General features: G+C 65.4%; 4 protein-coding genes and 1 pseudogene. 1 reads left to right on the top strand and 4 read right to left on the bottom strand.

The features are described 5' to 3' along the window. The 4 genes and pseudogenes from B4C31_RS01065 to B4C31_RS01080 form a co-directional block, all read right to left on the bottom strand. Positions 1-977, bottom strand: a pseudogene (locus B4C31_RS01065) (DNA-directed RNA polymerase subunit beta'); the annotation flags it as partial. 79 nt (positions 978-1,056) lie between these two features. Continuing rightward, entirely contained in the window at positions 1,057-4,623 is a 3,567-nt protein-coding gene (rpoB, locus tag B4C31_RS01070; protein ID WP_291530983.1) for a DNA-directed RNA polymerase subunit beta, read from the bottom strand. A 316-nt stretch (positions 4,624-4,939) separates the two neighbouring features. After that, a complete protein-coding gene (locus B4C31_RS01075) occupies positions 4,940-5,581 on the bottom strand; it encodes a hypothetical protein (RefSeq protein ID WP_291530984.1) in 642 nt (213 codons plus the stop codon). 111 nt (positions 5,582-5,692) lie between these two features. Then, positions 5,693-6,691, bottom strand: a complete 999-nt coding sequence (locus B4C31_RS01080) for an A/G-specific adenine glycosylase (RefSeq protein ID WP_414631818.1) — start codon at positions 6,689-6,691, stop codon at positions 5,693-5,695. 117 nt (positions 6,692-6,808) lie between these two features. Here B4C31_RS01080 and B4C31_RS01085 point away from each other — a divergent pair, with 117 nt between their 5' ends. Then, positions 6,809-7,459 carry a tRNA (cytidine(34)-2'-O)-methyltransferase gene (locus B4C31_RS01085; protein WP_081883116.1) on the top strand — a complete coding sequence of 217 codons (651 nt, stop codon included), beginning with the start codon at positions 6,809-6,811 and terminating at the stop codon, positions 7,457-7,459. The last annotated feature ends 97 nt before the right edge of the window (positions 7,460-7,556 follow it).

The raw sequence follows: 7,556 nt of genomic DNA on the forward strand, positions 1-7,556 counted from the left end.
CGCAGATCCGGCGGGATGACCGGAATCACGTCCAGCACCATGGCCTCCGGCTTGTTGCCGGTGGTCAGGAAGGCGTTGACGACCTTCAGGCGCTTCAGGGCGCGGGCCTTGCGCTGACCGGTGCCCGTGTCGATCTCCTCGCGCAGCTGCTTGGCCGCGCCCTCCAGATCGAAGTCCTGCAGGCGCTTCTTGATCGCCTCGGCGCCCATGCAACCCTCGAAGTAGTCGCCATAACGGTCCTGCATCTCACGCCACAGGTCCACGTCGCCCTCCATGTCGCCGGGCTTCAAACCCTTGAAGCGGTCGAACACGGCGGAGATGCGCTGGATCTGATCGTCGTAGCGCTGGCGGATGGCCGCCATCTCGCGCTCGGCGCTGTTGCGCAGCTTGGCCTTGGCGGCGCCCTTGGCCTCGCCGGCGGCCTCGAGCTCGGCCAGATCGGCCTCGACCTTCTTGGCGCGCTCCTCGATCTCGTTGTTGCGGCGCTTCTCCAGGTTGCCGATCTCGGTGTCGAGCTCCTCCTGCAGGTCGGGCAGGTCCTGGTGACGCTGCTCGTCGTCCACCTTGGTGACCATGTACGCGGCGAAGTAAATAACCTTCTCCAGGTCCTTCGGCGCGATGTCCAGCAGGTAGCCCAGACGGCTCGGCACGCCCTTGAAGAACCAGATGTGGGTCACCGGGGCGGCCAGCTCGATATGGCCCATGCGCTCGCGGCGGACGCGGGACTTGGTGACCTCCACGCCGCATCGCTCGCACACGATGCCCTTGAAGCGCACGCGCTTGTACTTGCCGCAGGCGCACTCCCAGTCGCGGGTCGGGCCGAAGATCTGCTCGCCGAACAGACCGTCCTTCTCCGGCTTCAGGGTGCGGTAGTTGATGGTTTCGGGCTTCTTGACCTCGCCGTAGCTCCAGCTGCGGATGTCGTCGGCGGTGGCCAGGCCGATCCTCAGTTTGTCAAATGCGTTGACGTCCAGCACTTGTATTCCTGTCTATTGAAGTTGTGTTTCTTGACGTTCATGGGGTCGCCGGCCGGCTTGTGGCCGGCGACCCGGGGAATCACTGGTATTCGGGCTCCTCGACGGCCTGGTCCTCCTTGGCGGCGGCGTCGGGGCGCGCGCCGATGTTGAAGCCCAGATCGTCGGAGGCAGACATCGGATCGTCGTCCTCGTCCTTCATGTCGATGGCCTGGCCTTCGGCGTTGAGCACCTCGACATTCAGCGACAGGGACTGCATCTCCTTCAACAGCACCTTGAACGACTCGGGGATGCCCGCCGGCGGCAGGTTCTCGCCCTTGACGATGGCGCCGTAGGCACGCACGCGGCCGTCCACGTCATCCGACTTGGTGGTCATCATCTCGTGCAGCGTGTAGGCGGCGCCGTAGGCCTCAAGGGCCCACACCTCCATCTCGCCGAAGCGCTGGCCGCCGAACTGGGCCTTGCCGCCCAGCGGCTGCTGGGTGATCATCGAGTACGGACCGGTGGAACGGGCGTGAATCTTGTCGTCGACCAGGTGGTGCAGCTTCAGCATGTACATGTAGCCCACCGAGATCGGCTTGGGGAACGGTTCGCCTGTACGGCCGTCGAACAGCGTGGCCTTGCCGTTCTCGCCGACGAGCTTGTTGCCGTCGCGGTCAGGCAGCGTGTTCTTGAGCAGGCCGTGCAGGACCTCCTGCTTGACGCCGTCGAACACCGGGGTGGCCACCGGGGTGCCCGGCTCGCCCTTCTCGGCGCCCTTGGGCACGTACCTCTTCCATTCGGCCTCAAGCTCCGGATCGACCGTGATGTCCCAGCCGGCGTGGGCCACCCAGCCCAGATGCATCTCCAGCACCTGGCCCAGGTTCATTCGGCTCGGCACGCCCAGCGGGTTGAGCATGATGTCGACCGGGGTGCCGTCCGCCAGGAACGGCATGTCCTCCTCCGGCAGGATGCGGGAGATGACGCCCTTGTTGCCGTGACGGCCCGCGAGCTTGTCGCCCTGGGTGATCTTACGGTGCTGGGCGATGTACACGCGCACGGTCTGGTTCACGCCGTTGGGCAGCTCGTCGCCGTCCTCCTCAGCGTCGGCGCGGGTGATCTCCTTGACGGCGATCACGGTGCCGGACTCGCCGTGCGGCACGCGCAGCGACGTATCGCGGACCTCGCGGCTCTTCTCACCGAAGATCGCACGCAGCAGGCGCTCCTCCGGGGTCAGCTCGGTCTCGCCCTTCGGGGTGACCTTGCCGACGAGGATGTCGCCGGCCTCGACCTCGGCGCCGATGCGGATGATGCCGCGCTCGTCCAGGTTCGCCACCGCGTCCTCGCCGACGTTCGGCAGGTCGCGGGTGATCTCCTCGGCGCCCAGCTTGGTCTCGCGGGCGTCGATCTCATACTCCTCGATGTGGATCGAGGAGAGCGTGTCGTCCTGCACCAGGCGCTGGGAGACGATGATCGCGTCCTCGTAGTTGTAACCGTTCCACGGCATGAACGCCACCAGCAGGTTCTTGCCCAGGGCCATCTCGCCCTTGTCGGTCGCCGGACCGTCGGCCAGCACGGTGCCGGTCTCCACGCGCTCGCCGTTCTTGATGCGCGGCACCTGGTTGTAGCACGTGCTCTGGTTGGAACGCTGGAACTTGGTCAGCTTGTAGCTGGAGGTGGTGCCGTCGTCGTTCATCACGCGGATGATGTCCGCGGACACGTAGGTCACCACGCCCGGCTTCTCGGACAGGATCACGTCGCCGGAGTCGATGGCGGAACGCCACTCGGAACCGGTGCCCACCAGCGGACGCTCCGATTCGATCAGCGGCACGGCCTGACGCTGCATGTTGGTGCCCATCAGTGCTCGGTGGCCCTCGTCGTGCTCCAGGAACGGGATCAGCGAGGCGCCGACCGACACCATCTGGCGCGGGGAGACGTCCATGTAGTCGACCATGTCGACCGGCACGTCCTCCGCCTCGCCGGCGGCGTCTCGCACCAGGGCGTCCTTAGAGATGAAGTTGCCGTTCTCGTCCAGCTCCTGGTTGGCCTGGGCGATGACGTGCTCGACCTCGCGGTCGGCGGTCATGTAGACCACGTCATCGGTCACGTGGCCGTGCTCGACCTTGCGGTACGGGGTCTCGATGAAGCCGAACGGGTTGATGCGGCCGAAGGTGGCCAGCGAGCCGATCAGACCGATGTTCGGGCCTTCCGGAGACTCGATCGGGCACATACGGCCGAAGTGGGACGGGTGCACGTCTCGCACCTCCATGGAGGCGCGGTCGCGCGACAGACCGCCGGGGCCCAGGGCCGACAGACGGCGCTTGTTGGTCACGCCGGCCAGCGGGTTGTTCTGGTCCATGAACTGGCTGAGCTGCGAGGTGCCGAAGAACTCCTTGATGGTGGCGTTCACCGGACGGATGTTGATCAGCGACTGCGGGGTGATGGCCTCGGCGTCCTGCGTGGTCATGCGCTCGCGCACCACGCGCTCCATACGGCTCAGGCCGGTGCGCAGCTGGTTCTGAATCAGCTCGCCGACCTGGCGGATGCGGCGGTTGCCGAAGTGGTCGATGTCGTCCACGTCCACGCGCAGCTCGATGTCCTCGCCGTCGCGGCGGCCCGGGAAGGTCTTGTCGCCGGCGTGCAGGGTCACCAGGTACTTGATGGTGGCGATGATGTCCTCGCGGCTCAGGCTGCGGTCGTTGTAGTCCGCCTCCAGGCCGAGCTTGCGGTTGATCTTGTAGCGGCCGACGCGCGCCAGATCGTAACGCTTGGTGTTGAAGTAGAAGGATTCCAGCAGGTTCTTGCCGGCCTCCGGGGTGGCGGTGTCGGCCGGGCGGATCTTGCGGTACAGATCGGTCAGCGCCTCGTCCTGGGTCTCGATGGTCTCCTTGTCGAGCGCGTCGAGCACCAGCGGGTAGCCCTTGAACGCCTCTCGGATCTCCGGCTTGGTCATGCCGATGGCCATCAGGAACACGATGGCGGACTGCTTGCGCTTGCGGTCCACGCGCACGCCGAGCACGTCACGCTTGTCAATCTCGAACTCCAGCCAGGCGCCGCGGCTCGGGATGATCTTCGCGCCGAAAATCTCCTTGTCCGAGGTGCGGTCCGGGGTGCGGTCGAAGTAGACGCCCGGGGAACGCACAAGCTGGGAGACGATGACACGCTCGGTGCCGCCGATGATGAAGGTGCCGTGCGGGGTCTGCAGCGGGAAGTCGCCCATGAACACGGTCTGGGACTTGATCTCGCCGGTGTCGCCGTTCTCGAATTCGGCGTTCACGTACAGCGGCGCGGAGTAGGTGTAGTCCTTCTCCTTGCACTCCTGCACGGTGTGGCGCGGCTCCTCGAAGTACGGATCCGAGAAGGTCAGGGACATGGTCTGGGCAAAGTTCTCGATCGGGGAGATCTCCTGGAAGACCTCATCCAGGCCCGAGACATGCGGCACGGTGTTCGTGCCGTTCTCCAGATCCTCCTGCACGCGCTGCTTCCAGCGCTCGTTGCCGATCAGCCAGTCGAAGCTGTCGGTCTGCACGCCCAGCAGGTAGGGCACATCAATGGGCTCGCGGATGGAGCCGAAGTTCACACGGTCCGACGCCTTGTGCAGATCGATGTCATGCTGGTCGGCGCGTGCGATGATGGTGGTGGTACTCGTCGTAGCTTGTTCGGCAGCCAATGGACGTTCCTTATCGCTCGCTTGGTTCTTCGGTATCATTCCCCAGAAGCGCTTGGACGGCCGCCATATGCCTGTTCGCGGGCGCTTCTTCCTTGTCAGCATGCCCGCCATATGACATGCATATACGCAAACACATTATGCTACCGCACCTCGACACGCCTGACAATCCAGGCGTGTCCCGTCTGAGGCGGGCGCGGTCCTGCACTGCCACACTGCCGCACCGCCGTACCGACGCGACGCACCGTGGCACCGATCCGCCGCCATACCCTTCCCGACGGCGTCATGGCGCACTGGCCCATCGCCCGCGGCTTCTCCCCTACTGCACGATGAACGGCACCTGCTGGCTGACGACCTCCGGATGGTCCTTCAGGCTCAACTGCGCCATATATGTGCCCGCCGCGACCTTCGGCAGATCGGCGTCGTCCACGCACCCCTTCCCGGAACGGTTCGTGTTCCACCGCATGGTCTGGATATCCTCATCCCCCTGCGCCATCATCAGCATGCGGGATTCGACCGGGCAGGAATCGGACCGCCATATCTGATCATCCCCGGAGGTGATCGTCAGCACGCGATTCGCATCCGACCCATCGATCAGACAGCTGACCGTGCCGCTGTACACAATGCCGGCGGCGAAATCGATCGACCCGCCCACGGGAACGGTCTGGGTCGTGGTGGACAGCTCCAAGGAGATGCTATCCTCCACGCAATCGCGCACGCCGGTGCTGGGCGTGGGATCGGGCACGGCCTTGCGCGCGATGCCCACGTCATGGCCCGCCACCAATGCCCCCACAGCGAACGCGCCGCGGCCGATGCTGTACACGCAGAACCCGACCAACGCCAGTACCAGCACCAGCACGACGCCGACTACAATACGACGCCTCCGATAGATACGGCGCTGCTTCTCGCTCAGTTTGCGTTTGCGCCGCTTACCGGTGCGCGCTGGTGTACGTGTGGCCATAACACATTAGTCTAAAGGGGGCGTGCGCGCCACAGCGACGTTCCCAGCCCGTCATCGCCATTTTCACACCATACTGATACGTCACTGATACGTCCGATGCCGTTTCCTCCCTCACTGCGGCAGGCGCAGCGAGCCGTCGGGCAGCATGTCCAGCAGACCGTCCTCGTCCAACGAGGCGATGCAGGCATCCAGCTGCACATGATCCGGCCACAACTGTTCGATTTGCGATCTCGGCACGGCACCAGGCGCGCCCGTTTCGAGCCGGCCGTCCGCCACACCACGCGCCGCCTGTGCGGCGGCCTGCCGCAAGGCGTTCAGGATAATGCCCCGCACCTGACGGTCCGTGCCCTGGAACCGTTGGCGCGGCCGGGTGCGCCGCTCCCCCAGCCCGGGAAGCCCCGCCGCCAGGAACGCGCACTCGCCCCGCAACGGGCAGTCGCCGCACTGCGGCGCCTTGGCCGTACAGACCGTGGCCCCCAACTCCATAACCGCCTGGTTCCATATCACCGACGAACCCGAAGCATCCCGCTCCGGCATCTCCTCGGGCAGCACGCGCTCGGCTAATTCGCGCTCGGTCCGGGAGGCCGTGCCCCCGCGCGACTCCATACCGAGGAAGACCCGGCTCAGCACGCGGCGGATATTCGTATCGATGACCGCAACGCGCTCGCCGAAGGCGAAGCTCAGCACGGCGGAGGCCGTGTAGTCGCCCACGCCGGGCAGGGCCACCAACTCCTCATACGTATGGGGCAGCTCGTTGGCGTATTCCTCGGCCACCACACGGGCGCACTCCTGCAATCGCAACGCCCGCCGCGGATAGCCAAGCCGTCCCCAGGCGGTGATCACCTCGGCGGTGGAGGCGACGGCGAGCGCCGCTGCATCCGGCCAGACGGCCATCCAGGACTCCCAATACGGCACTACGCGGCTCATCTGCGTCTGCTGGCTCATCACCTCGGAGACCATCACGCCCCATGGCGTGGTACGGCCGAATCGCCACGGCAAGTCGCGCGCGTTCAGTTCCCACCACGCGGCCAGATGACGGCATGCCGCCGTGGCGCTGACGTGCAGCCGCTCTTCACGTTCGATTTCTTCAGGCACTCCACCATTGTGCATGACACTCCGCCTACCACGCCATGTGTTCGCTTCCCGGGCAGGGACACTGCATGACTATATGCGACTGTATGAGCGTCGCCCGCGGCCTGTCGGCTCGCGTCCCTAATGTTGGCAATCATGACGAACGAAGCAGCGAACCCGCAGGCCCCGGAGGCGCAGGTCGAGCAGATGTACGAGTACGGCTACCGGAAATCGAACTACGGACCGGACGAGCTGGTGACCGACGCGCACGGCAATCCGATCAGCGTGGTGGACGCCATGCTCTCGGCCGAGGCAGCCGCCCAGGCGGAGACCGTGACCCCGCACCTGTGCTACTACTCACCGCGCATCCCGGGCAACACCGGTTCGGCGATCCGCCTGTGCGCGGTGACCGGCACGATCCTGCATCTGGTGGAGCCGTTGGGCTTCAACCTGCATGACACGAAGCTGCGCCGCGCCGGGTTGGATTATCACGACATGGCGCATGTGGTCATGCACCCGAACTTCGAGAATCTGGTGGAGTCGATGCCGAACTCGCGCATCATCGCGTTCACGGCGCATGCCACCAAACTGTATACCGAGATCGAATACAAGCCGACCGACATCCTGCTGTTCGGCCCGGAGCCGGGCGACATCCCGGATCCGGTGGACATCATGTTCGGCCCGCATGTGGCCGAGCAGGTCCGTCTGCCGATGCGCCCGAGCCTGCGTAGCCTGAACCTGACGAACTGCGCCTCGATTGCGATCTATGAGGCCTGGCGTCAGCTGAACTTCGAGGGCGGCAAGTAAAGAGGAGCAGTCTGCCTCGCCGGCCGCTCCGTCCGGCGAGGGAAAGACATCGATAACAACGCAGCCCCCTCATTGAACTGCGCCCCGTTTGTTGGAC

Origin of the sequence: Bifidobacterium sp. UBA4282, from assembly GCF_002394995.1 — a bacterium.
Taxonomy (GTDB): domain Bacteria; phylum Actinomycetota; class Actinomycetes; order Actinomycetales; family Bifidobacteriaceae; genus Bifidobacterium; species Bifidobacterium pullorum_B.

Coding starts and splice junctions, on each gene's coding strand:
- B4C31_RS01075 (WP_291530984.1), bottom strand. CDS start 5,581: ATGGCCACACGTACACCAGCGCGCACCGGTAAGCGGCGCAAACGCAAA.
- B4C31_RS01080 (WP_414631818.1), bottom strand. CDS start 6,691: ATGCACAATGGTGGAGTGCCTGAAGAAATCGAACGTGAAGAGCGGCTG.
- B4C31_RS01085 (WP_081883116.1), top strand. CDS start 6,809: ATGACGAACGAAGCAGCGAACCCGCAGGCCCCGGAGGCGCAGGTCGAG.